We start from the raw sequence: 19,701 nt of genomic DNA on the forward strand, positions 1-19,701 counted from the left end.
GTGGTGCGGGCTATGACGCGGACTTGCCGGCGGAACCGAGCTGGCGTGCGCCCTCGCCGACGCGAGCGGCCATCGCCGTCTCGGCCTTCTTGCCCCACGAGCGCGGGTCGTACACCTTTTTGTTGCCGACCTCGCCGTCGACCTTGAGGAATCCGTCGTAGTTCTTCAACACTGTGTCGGCAACGGAGCGGCTGAAGGCGTACTGCGTGTCGGTGTCGATGTTCATTTTGATGACACCGTTCGCGACTGCCGTTGCAATCTCCTGCTCGGTCGAGCCGGAGCCGCCATGGAATACGAGGTCGAGCGGCAACGCGTCTTTGCCGTACTTGGCGCTGAGGCCGCTCTGAATCTCGCGGAGCAGCTCTGGCTTGAGCTTCACGTTGCCGGGCTTGTAGACGCCGTGCACGTTGCCGAAGGTGAGGGCGGCCATGTAGCGGCCCTGTTCGCCGAAGCCGAGGGCCTCAACGGTCGCGATGGCGTCATCGAGCGTCGTGTAGAGGTGCTCGTTGATGTCGTGGCTCACGCCGTCTTCTTCGCCGCCGACGACACCGATCTCAACCTCAAGGATCGAGTTGATGTTCTTCATGCGGGGCAGGAGGGTCTTCGCGATCTCAAGGTTCTCCTCGAGCGGCACAGCGGAACCGTCCCACATGTGCGACTGGAAGATAGGCTCGCCGCCGGCGCGCACCGCCTCCTCGCTCGCCTCGATGAGCGGCAACACGAAGCCGTCGAGTGCATCCTTCGGGCAGTGGTCGGTGTGGAGGGCGACCGTGACGGGGTAGTTCTTGGCGGCTTCACGGGCGAATGCCGCGAAGGCGAGGGCTCCGGATGCGCGGTTCTTGACGCTGTGCCCAGCCCAGTAGTCAGCACCACCGGTCGACACCTGGATGATGCCGTCGGAACCGGCCTCCGTGAGACCCTGCAGCACGGCATTGACGGTCTGCGACGACGAGACGTTGAACGCCGGATAGGCGAAACCCTGGGCCTTGGCCCGATCGAGCATTTCGGCGTACTGGTCGGGTGTTGCGATGGGCATGACGTCTCCTTAGCGGCGAACGGAATTACTCGAGCAGATTCGCGCTCGAACGGGTCAAAGTCTAGCCAGCATCGCTGCAACGGGGCAGTGTCGCCCGCTCGATAGACTGGCGTTGGCGCCGGGGACAGCCTCGTCTGCCGCACTCCGTCGAGCGAAGGACCCGTTGTGACCACCGATTCAGACAGCATGATCGCCCACCCCGACCGCAACCTCGCAATGGAACTCGTGCGGGCGACTGAGGCGGCGGCCATCCGGGCATACCCATTCATTGGTCATGGCGACAAGAACGCTGCCGATAAGGCCGCAGTTGACGCGATGCGCAAGTTTCTTGGCACGGTCGACTTTGACGGCGTGATTGTGATCGGCGAGGGCGAAAAGGATGAGGCGCCCATGCTGTACAACGGCGAGCACGTCGGCAACGGGCACGGCCCGAAGTGCGATATCGCGGTCGACCCCATTGATGGCACCTCGCTCACTGCTGCCGGTCGGCAGAATGCGATCTCGATGATCGCGGTTGCTGATCGCGGCACCATGCTCGACGCGTCATCGGTGTTCTACATGGACAAAATCGTGACGGGCGAAGCTGGCATCGGCGTCGTTGACATCCGCAACCCCATCGGCGAGAACGTGCGGGCGCTCGCGAAGGCGCTCGGCAAGGATGTCTCGGAGCTGCGGGTTGCCGTGCTCGACCGCCCGCGGCACGCGACCCTCATTGAGGAGATCCGCGCGGCGGGTGCCGGCACGCGGCTCATGCTCGACGGCGACGTCGCCGGCGGCATCAACGCTGCACGCTACGAGAGCCGCATCGACATGTGCGTCGGCATCGGCGGCAGCCCCGAGGGTGTCGCGACGGCCGCCGCGATCAAGGCGCTCGGCGGGTTCATCCAGGGGCGTCTCGCTCCCGGCAGCGATGAGGAGCGGCAGCGCGGGCTCGATGCCGGCCTCAAGTTCGACCACGTCTACGAAGCCGATGATCTCGTGCGCGGCGACAACACCTTCTTCGTGGCGACCGGCGTGACGGATGGTGAACTCGTCGCCGGAGTGCGGCGCAAGGGCCCAATCATTCGAACCGAGAGTGTCGTGTTGCGCGCGCGTTCTGGCACGGCGCGGCGTGTGGTTGCAGACCACCTCGCTTCGAAGTGGCTCGACGAAAGCTGAGCCGGACATGAGCGCGCTGTGGCCGTGGGTGTTGCTCTACCCGCTGGTCACCCTTGCGGTCATCGCCGGTGTCTGGCTCGCCAGCACCTTGCGGCCGGGTCGCGGCCGCAAGGCGGCAATCGTCATGTCGCTCGTCACCGGCGGACTCTATCTTTTGTGGCGTGCCATCTTCACCATCCCTGAATCGGGAGGTGATCTCATCCTTGGTGTCGTGCTCTTCGCAACGGAGGCGATCGGCTACCTGCAATCCATCGCCTACTCGGTTGTGGCGTGGGATACCGAGCGCCCGAAGCCGCGAGCGCTCGGCGAGCTACCGCAGCATCCGAGTGTCGATGTCTTCATTGCCACCTACAACGAGCCGTTGCCGATGCTCCGCACGACGGTCGCCGGGGCGCTGACGATGCGCTATCCGGGCGTGGTGAATGTATACCTCTGCGATGACGGCGAACGCGACACCGTGCGTGCCCTCGCCGAGTCCTTCGGCGTCGGCTATTTGACGCGAACCGAACATTCGCACGCCAAAGCTGGCAATCTCAACAATGCGATGGCCTTGTCGAGCGGTGAGCTCATCGTGACGCTCGACGCCGACATGGTGCCGACGGCGGAGTTCTTGGAGCGCACGGTGGGGCATTTTGCTGACCCGCGGATGGCCTTCGTGCAGGCGCCGCAAGCGTTCTCCAACGACGACCCGTTCCAGTACAACCTGTTTTCGGCTGCGGCGCTGCCGAATGAGCAGGACTTCTTTATGCGCACCCTGCTCGCGGGCAAGGCGCGCTTCAACGCCGTCATGTATGTGGGCAGCAACACAGTGTTCCGACGCACTGCGCTCGACGACATCGGCGGTTTCGCGACCGGTGTCATCACGGAGGACATGGCGACCGGGATGCTGCTGCAGTCGCACGGGTGGCGTGCCGAGTTTGTGCCGGATATTGTGGCGGCCGGTGCGGCACCGGAGAGTTTTGAAGATCTGCTGGTGCAGCGCGACCGTTGGGCGCGCGGCAACGTGCAGACGGCGCGCAAGTGGAACCCGCTGACGCTGCCAGGGCTCACCGCGATGCAGCGCTGGCTCTATGCCGACGGCGTGGTGTATTGGTATTTCGGTCTCTTCAAGTTGGTCTACTTTCTCGCCCCGATTCTCTTCTTGCTGTTCGGTATTGCGCCGCTCCGCACCGATGTGCTGTCGCTCGTGGTGATGTGGCTCCCGCAGTTTCTCTGCGGGCTCATTGCATTCCGCATCGTTGCCGATGGCCGCCGAAGCTTCATCTGGAGTCACATCTACGAGCTTGCGATGGCGCCGACCCTCGCGGTCTCGGTGCTTGCGGAGTCGCTCGGGCTCAAAGTGAGTGCCTTCAAGGTGACGCCGAAGGGTGAGTTGCGTGCCGCTCGCGAGTTCGGCTTCCGCACGGCGCTGCCGCATCTCATCGCGATTGCGTTGAGTATCGCCGCGCTGATCGTGGCGAGCGGGTCGTTCGGCGACCCCGAGCTCTTGACGATTCTCATCGTGAGTGTGTTTTGGGCCCTCTATAACCTGATCGGGTCTGTCGCCGCGGTGTTCCTCTGCGTCGAGCGTCCGCGCCTGCGAGGCGCCGAGCGCACGCGGGTGGATCTGCCGGTTGAGGTGGAGTTCGGCGACCTCGTCGTGGAAGCTGCCGCCCTCGACTTGAGTGTCACTGGCACCCGTGTAGTGGTGCCCTGGTCGGCGTCGTTGCGACCGCAGGACTTGACCATCCGAGATGCTCGTCCACGTGCGGTCGGAATGCTGGGGGTCGGCAGGCTGCCTGGTGACAGTTCGTGGGTGTCGGCGGATGACAGCGGTGTGACCTTCGGGTTCTCGTTCGCCCCGATGCCGCCGATGCAGTTCGTGTCGCTGGTCGGCACGATCACGGCGTCGCCGTTTTGGGTGCGCGGTGACCGCGAGGAGCGATCAAGCCTTGGTGGTGCGTTGACTCGCACGGTGGTGGCGAATGCGCGTCGCTCGTCGATTGCGGCACGCGCGGAGGTGCGTCACTTCACGAGGGCGAAGGCGCACATCGTTCCGCTGTCGGTGTCGGGAGCGGTGTCGGGAGAGTCGGTGTCGGTGCGCGTGGAGGATCTCAGTTTCGCGGGGTGCCGGGTGCGGTCGGCGGTGCGTTTCGAGCCCGGCGATCTGGTTGAGGTGCAAATCCCCGGGGTGTTGGGCGAGCCCGTTGCGGGCGAAATCCGTTGGGTGACGGGGCGCAATGCGCCCTTCCGGATGGGCATCCGTCTGACCCGTTTGGATGCCGCAGTTCAGGATTGAGTGCGGTCAGGCGACGTTGGCTTCGTCGCGTGCGGCTGTCGTGACTTCGTCGGACTCGAACTCGGCGAAGTCGAGCTCCCCAATGGTGAGTTCCCCGGCGGTGAGTTTCTGCGGGGCGGTGTGGATGCTCTGTGGTTCGGCGACGAGGTCGAGTTTGGTTTCGTCGATGCCGGGGAACTGTCGGGCGGTGACGAGCACACGCGTCTCGAGGGAGCTGGCAAATTTGTTGTAGCTGTCGACGGTGCGTTCGATGGCTTTGCGCATGCTGTCTGCGTGTCCGGCGAGCGTGCCGAGGCGCTGGTAGAGCTGGTTGCCGAGGTCGAAGAGTTTCAGTGCTTCGTCGGAGACGGCCTGCTGCTGCCAGGTGAATGCGACGGTCTTGAGCACGGCCCACAGGTTGACGGGCGAGGCGAGGGCGACGCGCTTGCTGAAGGCGTATTCGAGGAGTGAGGGGTCGGCTTCGAGCGCTGAGGAGAGGAGCGATTCGCTCGGAATGAAGGCGATGACGAATTCGGGGCTCGCGTCGAGGCCCTCCCAGTAGGTCTTCTTGGCGAGGGCATCGACGTGACCGCGCACGGCCTTGACGTGGCGGTCGATGAGTTGGCTTCGCCTGGCCGCTTCTTCGCCGATGGCGGAGAGAGGGATTTGGCTCGCCTCGATGTAGTGCTCAAGCGGCACCTTCGAGTCGATCGCGATGGACTTGTTGCCGGGGAGACGCACCACCATGTCGGGGCGGCCGGCACCGGCATCCGTCGCCACGCTGTGCTGCGTGAAGAAGTCGACGTATTGCGTGAGGCCCGCGGATTCGACGATGCGCTTGAGCTGGGTCTCGCCCCAGACGCCTCGGGTGCTGTTGGAGCGCAGCGCTGACGCAAGCTGCTCGGTCGTGACGCGCAGTTGCTCGTCAGAGACCTGGGCCTGCTTGAGCTGCTCGGCGATCGACCCGTACTGGGTGCTGCGCTCGCGCTCGAGCTCCGTGACCTTCGCCTGCATCGTGCGCAGGCTCTCTTGCACTGGGCTCAGTGCCTGCAGCACCTTGCTTTCGGCGCGCTCGCGCTCAGTCTGCGCAAGGGCCTCGGTGCGGTGTCTGTCGAGCAGCTCGCGGTGCTGGGTCTGAAGGGTCACGACCTGCTCGCGCAGGGCATCCGCTGTTGCCTGCACACCCGCAAGCTCACTCGAAAGTCGTGCCTGGGTCGCCTGTTCGACCGCCCGCAGCTCACCGAGGGCGAGCTGGTGTCGCGCCTCAAGCACGGCCGGGTCGACCTGCGGAGCCGCCGCAGACGTGCGCCCGCGCATGACGAGCACACCCGCGACGAGGCCGAGGATGACGCCGACGATGAGGCCGATGAGCAGTGCGAGTGGGTCCATGCGGCAAGTCTCGCAGGCACCACCGACGTTGCTTCGGCGCAGCGCCGGGGAGGCGCGAGCTCACAGCCGAAGCGTTAGCTGAGCACCATGGGCGCGTGAGCGTCGACGACGCCGATCGACTTGATGCGGCTGCCCGCAATCGTCGCGAGGTGCGCGATGTCGGATGCCTCGTGCCGTTTCGCCGCGTGCACGATGATTGCCGCACACGCCTCCGCATCTGCAAGCGCGTCGTGGTGGCGGAAGTCCTCGAACCCTGCCGCCATCGCCGCGACCGGCAGGCGGTAGGAGTCGAGGTGGTAGGTCTTGCGCGCCACCTGCAGGCTGCACAGGTAGTCGAACGTGGGGGTGTCGACGGAGGTCGCGGCGCACGCCGCCGTGATGACGCCCATGTCAAAGCCAGCATTGTGGGCGACGAGATGGTCGCCCTCCGCAAAGGTCACGAGGTCTGGCAGCTGCTCGGCCCAGCCGAGGGCTTCGGCGCAGTCAGCCTCGACGATGCCGTGGATGCGGGTGTTCCATTCGAGGAACGCGTCGTGGCCAAACGGCGGCTTGATGAACCACGAGGCCTTGTCGATGACGACGCCGTCGCGCACCTTCACAAGCCCGACCGAACACGCCGAGGCACTCGATGAGTTGGCGGTTTCGAAGTCGATCGCAGTGAAGTTCAGTGGCACAGGGTGATCGTCTCACGGGCCGCCGACGCTCGCGGTCGCGGCATGCCGGGCAGTGCGGTGACGAGCAAACGTCATGCGAGGCATCCGGCCCCCACAGTGAACGACCGACAGCACGCACGGTAGCCTTGACTCCCGTGGCTCTCACTATTGCAATCGTCGGACTCCCCAATGTGGGCAAGTCGACCCTCTTCAACGCCTTGACCAAGAACTCGGTGCTCGCCGCGAACTACCCGTTCGCCACGATCGAGCCCAATGAGGGCATTGTGCAGCTGTCAGATTCGCGGCTCGCGAAACTCGCCGACGTGTTCGGCAGCGAGCGCATCCTTCCCGCCCCCGTCACGTTCGTCGACATCGCCGGCATCGTGAAGGGCGCGAGCGTGGGGGAGGGGCTCGGCAACAAGTTCCTCGCCAATATTCGTGAGGCGGACGCCATCGCGCAGGTTGTGCGCGCATTCAGCGACTCCGATGTGGTGCACGTCGACGGCAAGGTCAACCCGGCCGGCGACATGGAGACCATCAACACGGAGCTCATCCTCGCGGACATGCAGACGCTTGAGAAGGCGATCATCCGCTATGAGAAGGAGGTCAAGACCAAGCGCGCAGAGCCCATAGTGCTTGAGACCGCCAAGGCAGCCGCCGCCTGGCTCAACGAGGGCAAGCCGCTCTCATCGAACGAGAAGCTCGACCTCGCGCCGATCCGCGAACTCGGCCTGCTCACCACCAAGCCCTTCATCTACGTCTTCAACGTCGACGAGGCGATCCTCGGCGAGCAGTCGAAGCTCGACGAGCTCGCCGCCCTTGTCGCGCCAGCGAAGGCCGTCTTCCTCGACGCGAAGCTCGAATCCGAACTCATCGAACTCGATGAGGCGGATGCTGCGGAACTCCTCGCCAGCACCGGCCAAGAAGAATCCGGCCTCGACCAGCTCGCGCGCATCGGCTTCGACACGCTCGGACTGCAGACCTACCTCACGGCCGGCCCGAAAGAGACCCGCGCCTGGACCATCCCGAAGGGCGCCAAGGCTCCTCAGGCGGCCGGCGTCATCCACACCGACTTCGAAAAGGGCTTCATCAAAGCCGAAGTGATCTCGTTCGACGACCTCATGGAGTGCGGCTCCATCGCGGAAGCCCGATCCAAGGGCAAAGCTCGCATCGAGGGCAAGGACTACACGATGCAGGATGGCGACGTCGTGGAGTTCCGCTTCAACGTGTAGTCGCGGCATCCGATGCTCATGAGACTGCGCAAGTTGTCGCGCGCAGGCTTGAAATGAGCAAGTTGCGGAGTCTCGCGCCCACACCATTCGAGTAGGGCTACCCGGGCGGCATCCGCCCGATGAACTGCCACGGGTCGAGCGCCGGCCGCTTCGATTCGCGCAGCTTCTCGCGGAACGCCTCGTCGATGCTGCCCACGTAGAGCCACCCCATGAGGTGCTCCACGTCGGTGAGGCCGTGTGCGGCTCGCACCTCAGGCGCATTCGTGAGCAGGCCGGTCCGCCACATCACGCCCCAGCCGGCACTCCAGAGCGCGAGTTCGAGCAGGTGAGCGGCCCCGGCCGCGGTGGCGTGCTGTTCCCAGAGGGGAACCCCCGGATGCTCCTTCGGGCTGGCGACCACGGCGATGAGCAGTTCGGCGCGGAACGGTTTGGTGTTGTATTCCCCCGGCGCGCGCGTCTCGCCGCTCGCCGCGTCGAGGGCGGTGGCAAGTCGCATCCGGTCGTCGCCGCGCAGCGTGATGACGCGCCACGGGCGGAGTGCCTTGTGATCGGCCACGGGTGTGACGGCGGCGAGCAGGTCGGCGAGTGCAGCATCCGTCGGCGTCTCTGGGCCGACCTTCGACACTGAACGCCTGGCGGCCATAGCCACGAGCATCGGGTCCGAGTGAAACGTCATGTGTGCCATTCTCCCCGACTAAGAAAGGCGAGACTCACTGGCGGAGCGACCGGCACGCCCATACGGTGCAGGGGTGAGCAAGATCGAGGCCCTCTACTCCGCGCTGCTAAAGCGGAACCACGAGGCAGAAGCCGAACTCCCTGAGGAGGTGCGACGCACCCTCGCGCCGAACGGCCTTCGGCTGGTGCTCGCGAACTCGCTCCAGTCGTCGGGCGATCAGACCGTCAACGCGTCGACCGTGCTGCCGTGGCTGTTCTCGGCACTCGGAGTGCCGACCGCACTGGTTGGGTTGCTGGTTCCCATTCGCGAGTCCGGATCGATGCTGCCCCAGGCCTTCCTCACCCCGCTTGTGGTGCGCGTCCATCGGCGCCCACGTGTCTTGGCCGCACTCGGGCTCGTGGGTGTGTTTGCCGGGGCGCGGCTGCCCGAAGTCTCTCGCCGGTAGCGCGCCGAGCCCTCGCCGCCGCCGATGAGGGGATTTCGGCAGGATGATCGTGCCGCGGCAGTGCCATCTCGCCGAAAACACCTCATTCGCGCCGGGGCGGGGATGCACCCCCACTGACGCGATCGACGCGAGGCATCCCACCAGTCGAGCACGCGGGTACCCGTGAGGGTGAGCCACCGGCCCTGGGTAATCCTGGTGTCGTTTGGATATCGCATCCCGGCAAAGATAGATGGGTCTGCCCACTTCTGTGATACAACTCGGGTAGGGGCAGACAGCTTCGGCTACCGCCGATGTGTCATTCCCCTCCGTTGGAAGGGTTGGCACTGTGGCCATCAGGAATGCTCGTCTTCGTATCTCAGCTCTCGCGGCGGCAACGCTGACGCTCGTGCTCATCCCGAGCCTCGCTGCAAGTGCCGATACGACGATCGACGGGCCGATTGATCTCGGCACCGCCGACACCTATTCCGTGTTCGCCACCACTACCGTGACAAACACCAATCTCTCCGTGCTCAATGGCGACCTCGGTTTGAGCCCCGGCACCTCGATCACGGGGTTCCCGCCCGGCATCGTCAACGGCACCATTCATCAGACGGATGGCCCGGCTGCACAGGCTCGGAGCGATATCGCGAACGCCTATGGTGTCGCCGCTAGCCTCACCCCGACGACGACGGGGCTCGGTGATCTCGTCGGTCTCTCCCTGGTGCCAGGGGTCTATTCCGGCGGCGCGCTCTCGCTCACCGGCGCGCTCGAGCTGACCGGTGACGCCGATTCGGTGTGGGTGTTCCAGGCGGCGTCGACGCTCACGATCGGTTCCGATGCGATCATCACCATGAGCGGCGGGGCGAGTTCGTGCAACGTGTTCTGGCAGGTTGGTTCTTCGGCCACGCTCGATGGCGGCGCCGACTTCACTGGCACAATCCTGGCGGCCGTGTCCGTCACTGCGGTGTCGGAGGCGACCATCGCGGGACGCCTTTTCGCTCAAGACGGCGCGGTCACACTCGACCAGAACCTCATCACCGCGCCGACTGGATGCGCTGCGACTGGCACGGTCTCGACGAGCCCCACCATCACCTCGGCAGCGCCGCCGTCGGGTCAAGAGGGCACCCCGTATTCGTACACCATCACCTCTTCTGGCACGCCGGCACCGACTTACACGGTGACCAGCGGCGAGCTCCCCACGGGCCTCACCCTCGACGCCACGACCGGCGTGCTTTCGGGAACGCCCACCACAGCGGGCACCTCGACGTTTGGGGTGACGGCCGCAAACGGTACAGCACCTGACGCGACCGCTAGTTACACGCTTGAGGTGGCTGCTGCCGCCGTCCCCGTCGCCGTCCCGGGTGCCGCACCCACCCCGACCCTGGCCGCGAGCGGTGCGGATGCCGGTGCCGCCCCGCTGCTCGCAGCAACGCTCCTCCTGCTCGGCACAGGGTTCGCCCTCGTCGCTCGCCGCCGGGCGACGCAGCGCGGGTAGTGCTCAGCGCGGGTGCAGACCGCGGGTCATCGCGGAGTTGACTATCTGCATGCTGCTCACGCGAGGTCGCGCAAGCGGGCCGTGATGCTGTCGTCGTCTCCCGCTCGGCGCTCATAGGTGACGGCGATGATGAGGAGCACGGCGCCGACGACGGCGAGCGTGATCCACCATGGCATCGATTCGATTCCTCGGCCGATCTGCACGACGAATACGAAGATGTTCTCGATCGGCAGCACGATGATGCCAAGGATGAAGGGCGCCGCGAGCTTCAGGCTCGAGCCCACGAGGATGCCGGCGAGTGCGATCACGATCACGAGGATGGCGCGCCACGTCTGCGGGTCCGTGAAGGTCGCGACGATCGACGCGAGGATCATCACCGTGTAGCCAGGAGCGAGGAGGGGCCATGAGCCTCGCCACCGCCCCGGCCAGCTGCTGATGGTTCGTTCGCTCTGGGTGTTGTTGTCGCTATCGCGGAGCGCGATTACGCCAGCGAGCAGAAGGAATAGCCCGAGAGGGAGCGAGAACCATTCGACCCGCAGGTCTCGGGGGCTCCACGCCACGATGGCCGTGACGAAGGCGAGCGCGAAGGTGAACCACACGGGAGGGAGGGCCGTGTGCCCGGTGCGAAGCCGCGCCGAGATGACGACGATACCAACCAGGAAGGCGAGCATGAGTGACCACATCGCCCAGATGGTGAACCAGTCCCGTTCGATCGCCGTCCAGGTCGAGAGTCCGATGTAGAGCGCTGCAGGCGCGCCCAACCAGCGGGTGTGAGCGAGTCGAGATTCCGGCGGCGCAGCAGCAATCATGGCGCGCGCGGCGAGGGCTGCTGGTAGCGCGCCGGCCAGGCCGATGCAGAAGCAGAGCACGATCACCGGCATCGGGGCACTGTCGATGGCACCGGTGCCGAGTCGAACCCCCAGAATGGCTCCGGAGGCGCCGGCGAGGATGGCGACGCTCAGGAACGTCGAGTGCAATGAGCGCAGCCGGTCGCGGCGCAGCGACGAGCGCCGTCCGATCGCGTTACTGATCCACAGCAGCAGCCACGATGCGCCGAGAAGAGCGATTCCGCGCCATGGGGTGAGGTCGCCATCGTCTGAACTGGCCAGCCCGAGGATCACGAGTGATGGCACGGTCGCGATGAGGAGACCGCTCGCAACGAGAGCTGTGGCCTGCGCCCCGCGCGTGGTGAGAATCATGCCGACAATCACGGCTGTGAGGGCCGTTGGGAGGAAATACGGCTCCGGCACGTCGACGTCCGCCATCGCCAACACGCACCACAGCGCGCCTGTCAGGCAGGCGGCGGCGACCCACCATCCGTAGCGTCGACCTGCCCAGTGGGAGGCTGCGCCCGCGCCGAGCGCGAGCACAAGGAGGACTAGCAGTGTGGTCGGCAGGCCAGCGGCGACGCGGATGAGGGCGAGGCCGACTGCAATGGCGCCCGTCAGCAGCGCGGAACCTTCGATGGCGCTTCGGGCGGCCGCGCCGTGGCGCCCTGCTATGCCGCGTCGTTCGAGCGCAGCTCTGATGATGCCCGTGCTGGGCAGCACGAGCGCGACGATGGCGGCGATGATGGGCAGCGTCACGGGGGATGCGCTGCCCATGAGCACCTGGGCTCCGAGACAGATGATGACGATGGCGAGCGAGGGGACCAGCAAGCCTGCAGCTATCGTGCGCAGCAGCAACCCGAGCCCCGGTCGCCGAGAGATGAGCAGGGTCATCGCGAGCAGAAACATCATGCCGGTCGAGAGTGCTGTCCAGCCGCTGCGCTCAAAGAGCACCTGGATGACACCAATCACGAAGGGCACCGAGCTCACGACGAGCACCGCATGCCACGACGATGGTCGCAGCCGGGGGAGCGCCGTCGCCACGATGGCGCCAAGCAGCCCTATCGCGGTCGTGATGCAGAGGAGGGCGATCGTGCCGACCCCGAGCAGCTCGAGGGCCGAGCCCAGGGTGATGAGCGCATACGCATAGCCGACGCCCACGTGCAGGAATCGCGGCTTTACGGGCACGGAGCGCGCCACGACGGCGAGCGCAGCGACGATCGCCGCGCCGGCCCACACCGTGAGGCTTCCGTCGCTCCACGAGACGATGGCGGCAAGGAGCGTGGCGAGATGTGCGACGACGATCAGCGGGAGGCGGATGACAAACGGGGAGTCTCGCACGCGCGTCACCAGCACGACAGCAACGGATGCGAGTGCCACGGCGAGCGCTGACGCGACCTGTGCCCACGGCTGGAGGCCGGGGGTGCAGGCGAGAGTGATTCCGGCGAGCGCCGTGAGCCACGTCGCAAACGCTGAAAGGTTGCGTGTGCTGTCCGCTCGTGTGGAATCTCGGCGCTCGCTGAGCGTGGCGAACACTCGGACGCCGACGGCCGCGGCGAGGAGCCCGAGCGCCACCGCGACGACGCGCTCCGACTCGATCGCAGAGGCGAAGGCTCGGTATCCGATGAGCGCTCCCGCTGCCGTTGTGACTCCGGTGAGCAGTGCGACGAGCGCCGCTGGCACTACACCAACGATCGCCATCCCGAGGGCGCCCCTGGCGAACATGGTGCGTTCGACCGTCGGTGGCGTCGGCGCGAGTGCACCGAGCACAACCAGACCGAGTGCAGCGGCCGCCGGCACGAATGCGAACTGCCAGTGCTCAGCGTCGGCAGCGAAGGCGAAGGGTATCGCGGCGATCGCGGCGATGCCGGACGCCCCCGTAACAACGCTCCAGAAGGGCGGCAGGAGATCGCGCGTCGCGAGAATGGCGAGCACGCTGATCGAGGCAAGGATGGCGGGGAGCATGAGCCCGTGAGGCGAGGTCGCCGACAGCACGAGCACCGCGAGGTGCGCCAGTACCAGCGCGACGGCGAAAATCTGCACGACCGTCATCGTCACGCGCTCGGCCGTGAGCACACCGTTGAACTTTAGGGCGGCAGCGCGGATCACCTCGACGAGAGCGAGGGCAGCGAAGGAGCAGCCGAGGTGCCCGAGCAAGGCTCCCATCGAGCTGCCCTCCGCATAGCCGAGCATCGCCGGCACTACGGCGAGGCCGAGGAGCGATGCCCAGAGCCAGACGCGGACTCGCGCGATCGACGCGAGCGCCGCCATCGCCGCACCGGTGATGAGGGTGCCGCCTGCAGCGAACGCCCAGAGGCTGACGTTCGTCGACGCGAAGCCGGAGAGGGCAGCGATGTCGAGGGCGATGAACACCAGCCCGAGCGCACCGACCGCCTCAGAAGAGAACTGCAGCCTGCGGCGAGCGAGCATCCACGCGCCCCCAAGAAACAGAAGGGTTGTCACCCCAAGGATGAAGCTTCGAGCCGCGCGATCGGCGAGATCAGGGTTGAAGAAGGTGAAGACGATGGCTGAGACGGCGAAGAGACCGGCCCCCGCCACTGCGAGCACCGACTGCACGGTTGCGCTCGACCGTGGGGCGAGGCTGGCAGGCTCTCGCGAGACCTGTGGCGCGACCGTCGTCGCCCGCGTGGCCACAACGGGCGACGTCACCGTCTCGGTGAGTGGCCTCCGCGGCACACGTTCGAGCACCTGTTGGCGGCGTCGCAATGCCGCCGCAGCATCCTCGGATGCACTCCACAGCTCGGTGCTGATCTCGCCGCTGAGGTCGGCACCGCAGTTGCCGCACCGCCCGCCCCTGAGGGAATCGGCGCCGCAGGCCGGACAGGTTTTGGTGTCGAGGAGACGATCGATCGCGGCATCGCTCCACCGCTGGGTGGTGGAGCGCGGTGCGGTCACTGGCCGTCCTCCGAAGCATCCGATTCGGGCCTGACGAGGTCGGGCGCTTCGCCATCGGGCACCCACACCAGGATGTCGCCAGGCTGGCATTCGAGCACTCGGCAGATCGCGTCGAGGGTTGAGAAGCGCACCGCTTTTGCCCGGCCGTTCTTCAGCACCGAGACATTGACGGGGGTGATGTCGATTGCGGCCGCGAAGTCGGAGACTGACATCTTCTTTTTCGCGAGCTCCACGTCGAGATTGATGACGATGGGCATCAGACGACCTCCGACAGATCCTGTTGCAGCTGGCGTGCGTTGCGCAGAAGCCCGCGGATCACGACGATGAGCAGCGCGAGACCCGCGCCGACGACGACCCCGAGTGCGCAGAGGAGCATGACTGACGGCGATGCGACATTCGCGGCGGTCAGTGTGGCGATGGATGCGGCAATGAGGAGCGTTGCGAGGGTGATGGATCCGAGGATGATGTCGACCCAGAGAAACGCGGCGTCGCTGAAGATGACCGACTTCCGCACCATCGACAGGAGCCGCCAGACGCTCGCGAGGACGACCTGCACGCACAGCACGAACAGCACGGCAATGATGATGCCCGGGATGTAGAGGTGACTGAGCTCCGGATAGAGGAGGGCCGATTGTGCGGCGACCCCAGGGATCATGAAGAGTTGGCACGCCAGGAGTAGCGCGATCATCGCGACGATGAGGAGTTTCAGAGAATTGATCGTTGCCCTGTGCATGTGATTCCTATCGATAAACGGTGTGCTGCTATCGACAAACGATACACATATCTGCACCTTCGGAGAAGCACAGGGCGTTTTGCTACCCTCGAAGGAGTGCGCGATCAGCGCCCCCGGACGACGGATCAGTACCCGGAACGCGACAAGACTGGCCACCTGGAGTCGTCATGTTCTGGTTTATTCTCATCGTGTCCGGCGCGCTCGAAGCCGTGTGGGCGACCGCGCTCGGACGCTCGGAGGGCTTCACGAAGCTCTGGCCGTCAGTTGTGTTCGGCGGTGCCCTCGTGTTCAGCATGGCGGGCCTTGCGCTCGCGATGCGCGGCATCCCGATCGGCACGGCCTACGCCGTCTGGGTGGGCATCGGGGCTGCCCTCACGGTCGGCTACGCCATGCTCACTGGCGCTGAGCCCGCATCCTTCATCAAGGTGTTGCTTGTGCTCGGCATCGTCGGCTGCGTTATCGGTCTCAAGCTGGTGAGCGACGCCCACTGAGGGCGATGTCAGCTGAGGATCCGGCGCACGACGATGCGGCGGATGCCACCCGAGACCGAGTCGGTGTCGGCGACTTTTGTGAACCCGGCTCGCTCGAACATGCTTCGGGTGCCGACGAACGCCATCGTCAGGTCGACGCGGGCATCGCCGTTGTCGACCGGGTAGCCCTCGACGGCCGGCGCACCCGAGGCTCGCGCATAGTCGACCGCCCCATCAATGAGCGCGGTCGTGATGCCACGCTTGCGATAGCCGGGGCGCACCCGCAGGCACCAGAGGCTCCACACCGGAAGGTCGTCGATGGTCGGTATTTTGCGGGAGTTGGCGAAGGGGTGCAGCTCGGCGCGCGGTGCGATGCCAGCCCAGCCTGCAACTTCGTCGTCGAGGTGGGCGATGACTCCTGGGGCGATCTCGCGCGAACACAGTTGACGCACCTTCTCCGCGCGAGCGATGCCGGTGAGCTCGCGATTCTCCTTTGAGCTCAGCCGCCAGGAGAGACACCAGCACACCGACGATTCAGGTTTCTTCGGCGCGAACATGGCTGCAACGTCGTCGAAGTTGTGGGCCGGGGTGACGGTGATCGACATGTCGAAACGCTAGCGCGTCACAGTGCCTTGAGGGCCGCAATCGCATCATCGGCAGCATCGCGGAACGGCTCGAGCACGAGGCTGATCGCACCGACCTCCCGCTCGGGGGCGTACTGAGCCTCGTCGGCGTCGTTGTGGGCGGTCACCGCGATGGGGCATTGCGCTCCGTGGCGCCGAAGAGCGGACGCGAGTGTCTTGTTCGTGTCGACCCGCTGCACCGTGCTCACAATCCATCGTGCCGAAGAAAGTGGCAGCGAATCCGGGTACTCGGGGTTGTCGGCGTCCCCGTAGCGGAGGGTCACCCTGCCCTCAAGCTCCGCAGGGAGAAAGTCGAGGCGGCTGTAGGGGTCCCAGTCGACGACAAGCACGGTGTGCCCGGCTGCCGCGAATTCTTCGACGAGTCGGGATCCGAATCGGCCCATGCCGAAGACGATCACCTCTGCCCGTTCGGGCTCCGGCATGTCCGGTGCCTGGGCGCTCGAGCGCTCGAAGACCCCGAGCACTGGGCTCAGCCAGCGGAAGAGTTGCTCCGAGTAAATGATCATGTAGGTGGAGGCGCCGATCGTGATGACGCCGACAAGGGTCACCAGGCCGACAGCGGCATCATCGACGTGGTTGAGATCACGCCCGAGGGCAATGAGGATGAGCGAGAACTCGCTGATCTGCGCGACCGCGAGGCCCGCGAGGAATGAGACCCGCTTCGGGTACCCCATCACCCCCATGATGACGAGCACGATGAGGGGGTTGCCGATGAGCACGAAGAGGGAGAGCGCAATGGCGGCCGGTACCTGGGCCCCGATCGACGAGAAGTCGAGTTGCGCGCCGAGCCCGACAAAGAAGAACAGCAGCATGAAGTCGCGGAGACCCGAAAGCGAAGACGACACGGTCTCGCGATACCGGGTGGAGGCAAGGGCGAATCCCGCGATGAAGGCGCCGACCTCGACCGAAAAGCCCATCCAATCGGTGAGGGCGGCGATCGCGACTGCCCATGCGACCGTCCAGACGATGAGGAGTTCCTGCGAGGTGGCGAGCCTCGGCATGATCCACGGCAGCACCCACTTCATGGCAACCGCGATGCCGACGATGAGGGCGATGCCGCCGACGAGCATGAGGCCGAAGCGCCCGAGGGAGGCATCCTCGTCCCCGCTGAAGCCGCTGAGCACGATCATGACGATGATCACCACGATGTCCTGCACGATGAGGAACCCGAGGGCGATGCGCCCGTGGAGTTCGTCGAGCTCCCGTTTATCGGTGAGGAGTTTGACGATGATGATCGTCGACGAGAAGGTCAGTGCGATTGCGACGTAGATCGCGACAACGGGCGGCATGCCGAACAGGAGTGCGAGCAGGAACCCGATGACCGAGGTGAAGACGACCTGACCGAGCCCTGTGATGAGGGCGACCCGGCCCATCGACTTCACCAGTCCGAGGTCGAGCTTCAGGCCCACCAGAAAGAGCAGGATGGCGATGCCGAGTTCGGCGAGCAGCTCAAGCGGGTCGCCCTCGCTGACCCAGTCGAGCACGGTTGGGCCGACGAGGATACCGACGAGGATGAACCCGACGATGAGCGGCTGCTTTGCGCGGTTCGCTGCGAAGGCGACGATACCGGCCACCGCGAGGATGGCGCCGGTGACGGCGAACTGGCTCTCAAGCATGGGCCACTGGGTTCGGTTTCCATTCACTCGATCGTGCGGGCTCTCACAATCGTGTCATGGTGCGCATGCTGACGGTAGGCTGGGAGGTCCAGAGGCTACCGATGCAGAGGGTCCGCGTCCTGTCGTGAAATGGTTCCAGCGTCTCCGCAGACGGTCGTCACGACCGTCGATGGCGCCGTTCGACGCGTCGAAGCTTCCGAAGCGCGAACCGCTGTCGTTTGAGGCTTCGGTTGGCGAAGGTTTCATGCTCGCGGAGTATGCAGCGAGGCTCCGCCTCCGCAATGCCATTGTCATTGGGGCGCTCTCGGGTGAGAGTGATTATGTTCCCGGTGACTACCTCGATGAGGCCCGCGCAACGCTGTTGACGCTGGAAACAGAATCGGATGCTGCGGCTCGCCGGCTCGCTGGGCGACTCGAAGATTCGGCCGACCGTCAGGGCAAAGCTGGCCATGCCCACGACTATCGCTCGAAGGATGCCGCGAATCTCAGGCGGCGCGAGGCGGTGTCGCGGGCGCTGGCCAAGCGCCTGCATGAGTGCGGCGAGGACGAGGAGTACCTCTTGGGGCTCATCGAGCGCGCCCGCGATGAAGCGTGGCAGGATGTGTCGCGCGCGCTTGAAGACACCATGCGGCGCTCAAAGATCCCGGTCGATGCCGAATATGTGCACGATCGCGACGCTCGCATCCGTCAGTTTGTCGATGAAGATCTTGCGGCGCTGCAGCGTGAGCGTGAGCGGGCGCAGTTGCGATCGGAACTTGCCGACGACTGGGACTTCTGAGCGCTCTTCAGGGCGGCCGATGGTGGCGGTGTTAGCCTCACGCCATGCTCGAGACCCTCACCCGCCGTGCCACCTCGACGACGTCGCTGCCACGCACGATCGCGCGGCTGGGGCTCGGGGCGGCGCTCGTGTTCGCCGGGGTGATGCATCTCACGGTGGCGAGGCGCGAGTTTCAGGCGCAGGTGCCGGACTGGGTGCCGCTCGACGACGATCTCGTCGTGGTGGGCTCTGGTGTCATCGAGATCGGTCTCGGCGCTGCACTCGTGGCGTTGCCATCGCGACGTGTGCCACTTGGATGGCTTGTCGCTGCGTTCTTTGTCGCGATCTTTCCGGGAAACCTCTCGCAGTACCTGACCCAGAGTGATGCCTTCGGGCTCGATACCGACCGGGCCCGCTTCATCCGCCTCTTCTTTCAGCCGCTGCTTGTGCTGTGGGCGTTGTGGTCGACGGGCGCCTGGCGTGAAATGCGCCGAACGAAGCGGGCGCATCGCCCTCGTCGCTGATGCGATTAGCACACATCCGTTGATTTGAGGGGATGCCATGCGGGACTTTTGTTCACTTCTTGAACGATCTCCCCTACACTGATGCCGCTGCCCCCGAACGGGGGTCGACTCGGCTCCAGCGTTACCCGAAGGCGCCGCTCCCACCAGCAATGGAGTTGTTGTGACCATCCCTGCCCCGCACAATCCTGCGCGCGCTCGCCGCCGCTCTGCGCCCTCGCGTCCGCGCCGCAACCTGCTCAGCCCGATCCTCGCCGCCGCCGCCGTGCTCATCCTCGTGACTGGTGCGGGCGTTGCGCTCTCGCAGGGAGGGTTCGCAGGGATCTTCTCGGCGAGTGCCTCGGGTGAGGGCGACTGCACTGACCCGGTGGAGCTGGTGATCGTCGCTGACCCTTCGATCCAGCCGGCGCTCGCCAATGTCGCCGCCGATTTTGACGCGCATTCTGAGCACTGTGTCTCGACCGAGGTCAGAGCGCAGACGTCGAGCGACACCTCGGCGCTGCTCGCGTCGGACGCGCTGGTGGGGGTTGATGCCTGGGTTCCCGACTCCTCGGTGTGGGTCACGCGCACGAATTCCACGGCTGAGTCGCTCGGTCGGGTTGCCCCCGACATTGTGGTGGGGGATGCTGTTGCCACCTCCCCCGTGGTGCTCGCTGCTCCGGCATCGAGATCGGCAGAGTTTTCGGCAGAAGGCGTGGGGTGGCGATCCATTCTGGCGGGTTCGCTGAGTGCCCTCCTCGCACATCCCGATTCTTCGGCGGGCCTCGCAGCTCTGGCGTCAATGACCTCGTTGGCCCCCGAGAATGATCAACACGCGTTGCCGGAGGCGCTCATCGCGCTCGGCAAGACGGTCCCCAATTCGATCGAAGAGGCAGCGGCGAGCGCGCTCGCCGCACC

Annotated in this window: 18 protein-coding genes and 1 riboswitch; of the genes, 9 read left to right on the forward strand and 9 right to left on the reverse strand. The window is 65.7% G+C overall.

Annotation, left to right across the window (positions count from 1 at the left end):
- Window positions 1-10 precede the first annotated feature (10 nt).
- Window positions 11-1,036, reverse strand: coding sequence for a class II fructose-bisphosphate aldolase (gene fbaA, locus ACY48M_RS06865; RefSeq protein ID WP_462819527.1), 1,026 nt, complete (start codon window positions 1,034-1,036; stop codon window positions 11-13).
- A 186-nt stretch (window positions 1,037-1,222) separates the two neighbouring features.
- Here fbaA and glpX point away from each other — a divergent pair, with 186 nt between their 5' ends.
- Together glpX and ACY48M_RS06875 are read left to right on the forward strand one after the other, a co-directional pair.
- Window positions 1,223-2,194, forward strand: a complete 972-nt coding sequence (gene glpX / locus ACY48M_RS06870) for a class II fructose-bisphosphatase (RefSeq protein WP_462819885.1) — start codon at window positions 1,223-1,225, stop codon at window positions 2,192-2,194.
- A gap of 7 nt (window positions 2,195-2,201) precedes the next feature.
- A complete protein-coding gene (locus ACY48M_RS06875; protein WP_462819528.1) occupies window positions 2,202-4,472 on the forward strand; it encodes a glycosyltransferase family 2 protein in 2,271 nt (756 codons plus the stop codon).
- 6 nt (window positions 4,473-4,478) lie between these two features.
- Here the strand turns inward: ACY48M_RS06875 and ACY48M_RS06880 are convergent, their stop codons facing one another.
- A complete protein-coding gene (locus ACY48M_RS06880) occupies window positions 4,479-5,840 on the reverse strand; it encodes a DNA recombination protein RmuC (protein WP_462819529.1) in 1,362 nt (453 codons plus the stop codon).
- A 74-nt stretch (window positions 5,841-5,914) separates the two neighbouring features.
- Window positions 5,915-6,514 (reverse strand): exonuclease domain-containing protein, encoded by a 600-nt coding sequence (locus ACY48M_RS06885; protein ID WP_462819530.1) that lies wholly within the window; start codon window positions 6,512-6,514, stop codon window positions 5,915-5,917.
- 134 nt (window positions 6,515-6,648) lie between these two features.
- Between ACY48M_RS06885 and ychF the strand changes: the two genes are divergently transcribed.
- Complete coding sequence (gene ychF, locus ACY48M_RS06890; RefSeq protein WP_462819531.1) at window positions 6,649-7,725, forward strand: redox-regulated ATPase YchF; 1,077 nt, start codon at window positions 6,649-6,651, stop codon at window positions 7,723-7,725.
- Window positions 7,726-7,822: 97 nt separating this feature from the next.
- Here ychF and ACY48M_RS06895 read toward each other — a convergent pair whose 3' ends face one another.
- Entirely contained in the window at window positions 7,823-8,401 is a 579-nt protein-coding gene (locus tag ACY48M_RS06895; protein ID WP_462819532.1) for a nitroreductase family protein, read from the reverse strand.
- A gap of 73 nt (window positions 8,402-8,474) precedes the next feature.
- On the opposite strand from ACY48M_RS06895, the gene ACY48M_RS06900 reads away from it, so the two are divergent.
- Window positions 8,475-8,846, forward strand: coding sequence for a hypothetical protein (locus ACY48M_RS06900; RefSeq protein WP_462819533.1), 372 nt, complete (start codon window positions 8,475-8,477; stop codon window positions 8,844-8,846).
- A gap of 325 nt (window positions 8,847-9,171) precedes the next feature.
- On the forward strand, window positions 9,172-10,320 hold the full coding sequence (locus ACY48M_RS06905) for an ice-binding family protein (RefSeq protein WP_462819534.1): 1,149 nt from the start codon (window positions 9,172-9,174) through the stop codon (window positions 10,318-10,320).
- A 56-nt stretch (window positions 10,321-10,376) separates the two neighbouring features.
- Here the strand turns inward: ACY48M_RS06905 and ACY48M_RS06910 are convergent, their stop codons facing one another.
- Genes ACY48M_RS06910 through ACY48M_RS06920 form a run of 3 tightly spaced genes read right to left on the reverse strand, consistent with a single transcriptional unit; the run spans window position 10,377 to window position 14,796 of the window.
- Window positions 10,377-14,063: an SCO7613 C-terminal domain-containing membrane protein gene (locus ACY48M_RS06910; protein ID WP_462819535.1), complete on the reverse strand. Its 3,687-nt coding sequence runs from the start codon at window positions 14,061-14,063 to the stop codon at window positions 10,377-10,379.
- Window positions 14,060-14,320 (reverse strand): helix-turn-helix domain-containing protein, encoded by a 261-nt coding sequence (locus ACY48M_RS06915; RefSeq protein WP_462819536.1) that lies wholly within the window; start codon window positions 14,318-14,320, stop codon window positions 14,060-14,062. The genes ACY48M_RS06910 and ACY48M_RS06915 overlap by 4 nt, the downstream gene beginning before the upstream one ends.
- Entirely contained in the window at window positions 14,320-14,796 is a 477-nt protein-coding gene (locus ACY48M_RS06920) for a DUF2975 domain-containing protein (protein ID WP_462819537.1), read from the reverse strand. Before ACY48M_RS06920 ends, ACY48M_RS06915 begins: the two co-directional genes overlap by 1 nt.
- A gap of 93 nt (window positions 14,797-14,889) precedes the next feature.
- A riboswitch (guanidine-III (ykkC-III) riboswitch) is annotated at window positions 14,890-14,953 on the forward strand.
- Between the two features lie 10 nt (window positions 14,954-14,963).
- Here ACY48M_RS06920 and ACY48M_RS06925 point away from each other — a divergent pair.
- Window positions 14,964-15,287, forward strand: a complete 324-nt coding sequence (locus ACY48M_RS06925; protein ID WP_462819538.1) for a DMT family transporter — start codon at window positions 14,964-14,966, stop codon at window positions 15,285-15,287.
- 8 nt (window positions 15,288-15,295) lie between these two features.
- On the opposite strand, the gene ACY48M_RS06930 is transcribed toward ACY48M_RS06925, so the two are convergent.
- The gene (locus tag ACY48M_RS06930; protein WP_462819539.1) at window positions 15,296-15,871 is read right to left on the reverse strand and encodes a GNAT family N-acetyltransferase; all 576 of its coding nucleotides are present in this window, start codon (window positions 15,869-15,871) and stop codon (window positions 15,296-15,298) included.
- A 17-nt stretch (window positions 15,872-15,888) separates the two neighbouring features.
- Window positions 15,889-17,526, reverse strand: a complete 1,638-nt coding sequence (locus ACY48M_RS06935; RefSeq protein ID WP_462819540.1) for a cation:proton antiporter — start codon at window positions 17,524-17,526, stop codon at window positions 15,889-15,891.
- A 124-nt stretch (window positions 17,527-17,650) separates the two neighbouring features.
- Here ACY48M_RS06935 and ACY48M_RS06940 point away from each other — a divergent pair, with 124 nt between their 5' ends.
- From ACY48M_RS06940 to ACY48M_RS06950, 3 genes are all read left to right on the forward strand, one after another.
- Entirely contained in the window at window positions 17,651-18,304 is a 654-nt protein-coding gene (locus ACY48M_RS06940; RefSeq protein ID WP_462819541.1) for a hypothetical protein, read from the forward strand.
- A 44-nt stretch (window positions 18,305-18,348) separates the two neighbouring features.
- Window positions 18,349-18,807 carry a DoxX family protein gene (locus ACY48M_RS06945; RefSeq protein ID WP_462819542.1) on the forward strand — a complete coding sequence of 153 codons (459 nt, stop codon included), beginning with the start codon at window positions 18,349-18,351 and terminating at the stop codon, window positions 18,805-18,807.
- A 160-nt stretch (window positions 18,808-18,967) separates the two neighbouring features.
- A partial coding sequence (locus tag ACY48M_RS06950; protein WP_462819543.1) for a substrate-binding domain-containing protein occupies window positions 18,968-19,701 on the forward strand: 734 nt, incomplete at its 3' end.

It is taken from the genome of Homoserinimonas flava (assembly GCF_054969005.1).

Excerpts from the sequence above, each read along its gene's own strand:
- ACY48M_RS06920 (WP_462819537.1), bottom strand. The coding sequence starts at position 14,796 with ATGCACAGGGCAACGATCAATTCTCTGAAACTCCTCATCGTCGCGATG.
- glpX (WP_462819885.1), top strand. The coding sequence starts at position 1,223 with ATGATCGCCCACCCCGACCGCAACCTCGCAATGGAACTCGTGCGGGCG.
- ACY48M_RS06895 (WP_462819532.1), bottom strand. The coding sequence starts at position 8,401 with ATGACGTTTCACTCGGACCCGATGCTCGTGGCTATGGCCGCCAGGCGT.
- ACY48M_RS06935 (WP_462819540.1), bottom strand. The coding sequence starts at position 17,526 with ATGCTTGAGAGCCAGTTCGCCGTCACCGGCGCCATCCTCGCGGTGGCC.
- ACY48M_RS06875 (WP_462819528.1), top strand. The coding sequence starts at position 2,202 with ATGAGCGCGCTGTGGCCGTGGGTGTTGCTCTACCCGCTGGTCACCCTT.
- ACY48M_RS06880 (WP_462819529.1), bottom strand. The coding sequence starts at position 5,840 with ATGGACCCACTCGCACTGCTCATCGGCCTCATCGTCGGCGTCATCCTC.
- ACY48M_RS06930 (WP_462819539.1), bottom strand. The coding sequence starts at position 15,871 with ATGTCGATCACCGTCACCCCGGCCCACAACTTCGACGACGTTGCAGCC.
- ACY48M_RS06945 (WP_462819542.1), top strand. The coding sequence starts at position 18,349 with ATGCTCGAGACCCTCACCCGCCGTGCCACCTCGACGACGTCGCTGCCA.
- fbaA (WP_462819527.1), bottom strand. The coding sequence starts at position 1,036 with ATGCCCATCGCAACACCCGACCAGTACGCCGAAATGCTCGATCGGGCC.
- ACY48M_RS06925 (WP_462819538.1), top strand. The coding sequence starts at position 14,964 with ATGTTCTGGTTTATTCTCATCGTGTCCGGCGCGCTCGAAGCCGTGTGG.
- ACY48M_RS06915 (WP_462819536.1), bottom strand. The coding sequence starts at position 14,320 with ATGCCCATCGTCATCAATCTCGACGTGGAGCTCGCGAAAAAGAAGATG.